Source organism: Peterkaempfera griseoplana (assembly GCF_001418575.1).
Classification (GTDB): Bacteria; Actinomycetota; Actinomycetes; order Streptomycetales; family Streptomycetaceae; genus Peterkaempfera; species Peterkaempfera griseoplana.
In genome coordinates this window covers 1-1,945 of record NZ_LIQR01000697.1, presented here as the reverse complement: position 1 = coordinate 1,945, position 1,945 = coordinate 1, and the positions used below count along the sequence as shown (strand labels likewise).

Sequence of the window (1,945 nt, the reverse complement as noted above, 5' to 3'; positions counted from 1 at the left end):
CGTCATCGAGAACGACGCCAACCTCGGCGCACTCGGCGAGGCGCACTCAGGTGCCGGACGCGGGCGCGGCTGCCAGGTGTTCCTGAAGGTCGGCGAACGCAGCGTCGGCGCCGGCCTGGTGCTGGACGGCGCGCTCTACCGGGGCGCCTCCGGCTTCGCCGGGGAGATCGCCCACATCCATGCGGACGACGACGGACCGCTGTGCATCTGCGGCGCCCGCGGCTGCCTGTCGGCGCGGGCCCGCCGCCCCCTGGTGGAGCTGATGGAGGAGGCCTACGACAGACCGCTGACGTTTGCCGAGGTGCTGCGTCTCGCGGACGACGGCGAACCGGCCCCGGCCCGGGTGCTGCGCGAGGTCGGCCGCATCCTCGGCCGCCCGCTGGCCGACCTGTGCACCTTCCTCAACCCGGAGCTGCTCGTCCTCGACGGAGCGCTGGGCGGGGCGGGCCGGCATGTGCTGTCCGGTCTGACCGAGCAGATGGAGCGTTTCTGCGCCCCGGCCGTCGCCGCCTCCCTCTCGGTGGTGCGGGGCGCTCTCGGCACCGACGCGGAGATCCTCGGCGCCATCCGTCTCGCCCGCAGCGAGGCCCTCACGACGGACTGAGGCGGGGTGCCCTGACGCGCCGCCGCGGGCGAGGCGGGGGGCGGGGGTCTGTACACACCGCCCGTGCCGCCGCACGGGGACGCACCTCCGGCAGAGCCTGTAACTGGACCTGGGCGGCCCCGTCACCGCGCTCGACCCGACCGGCGGCTTCTTCGGCCACCACAAGGTCGAGGGCGTGGCCACCACCGACGGCGGCCGCACCCTCGTGGGGAGCAACGACAGCGACTTCGCGATCGACGGCGTCTCCAACACCGCGCCGCCCTACGCCCTGCACACCAAGATCCTCCCCAACCGCCGGCAGGACGACGGCGAGTACCTGGCCGTCGACACCACCAGGCTCCCCGCCGCGACCAGCACGGCCACCGTCACCACGGTGCGCTGACGGCTCCTCGGACCGGTGCCCGAGGGCGGCGGCCCCGCGGTCGTACGGCCGCGGGGCCGCCGTCGCCGGCGGTTCGCCGTCCTGGCCTCCGGCCCGCACCGCATGGCGACCCGGCGACCCGGTACTCCTCGGCGCACCGCCGTACGGCGTGTCATTGGCTCGGCCGTACACCCGCCGGCCGAGCCGAGGGTTCGCCGTGCCGCCGACCGGGGACGGCTCCCGGGGAAGGAGCCGGTCCTGCGGGCGGGCCGGGCCGGGGAACGGAGGACCCGATGATCTCTCGCACGTCCCGGACCCTGGTGGTCACGGCCTGCGCCGCCCTGCTGGCTGCCGCAGGGTGCACCTCGGACGGGAAGGGCGCACCCTCGTCCGGGCTCCCCTCCGCCACCGACTCCCCCGGTCTGCGGACGTCAGCCCCGGCGCGGGCCTCGGGCCCCGCGCCGGCCCAGGGCACCGTACGGGTGACCCGCACCGTCGCCACCGGCCTCGATGTGCCGTGGGGCATGGCCCTGCTGCCCGGCGGCGACGTCCTGGTCTCCTCCCGGGACACGTTCCACATCCACCGCGTCGCCCGCGACGGCCGCCGCACCACCGACGCCGGCACCGTACCCGGAGTGGCCTCCAACGGCTCCCAGGGCGGTGAGGGCGGCCTGCTCGGCCTGGCGCTCTCCCCCGGTTACGCCGCCGACCACCGGGTGTACGTCTACTACTCCACCACGTCGGACAACCGCATCGCCTATCTCACCTACGACGAGCACGCCCCGGCCGGGAGGCAACTGGGCACCCCGCACGTGGTTCTGACCGGCATCCCGCACGGGCTGCACCACAACGGCGGCCGGATCGCCTTCGGCCCCGACGGCATGCTCTACGCGGGCACCGGCGAGGCCGGGCACCCGGCACTGGCCCAGGACGTGACGTCGCTGGGCGGCAAGGTGCTGCGGATGACCCCCGCCGGGACC

Annotated in this window: 3 protein-coding genes; all 3 read left to right on the top strand. The window is 75.5% G+C overall.

Annotated features, from left to right (window positions below; genetic code table 11):
- On the top strand, positions 1-604 hold a 604-nt coding region (locus tag AOK09_RS35600; RefSeq protein ID WP_157876175.1), incomplete at its 5' end, for an ROK family protein.
- Positions 605-779: 175 nt separating this feature from the next.
- Positions 780-986, top strand: coding sequence for a hypothetical protein (locus tag AOK09_RS35595; RefSeq protein WP_055591323.1), 207 nt, complete (start codon positions 780-782; stop codon positions 984-986).
- Positions 987-1,258: 272 nt separating this feature from the next.
- The coding region (locus AOK09_RS35590) for a PQQ-dependent sugar dehydrogenase (protein WP_175609386.1) at positions 1,259-1,945 on the top strand (687 nt) is incomplete at its 3' end.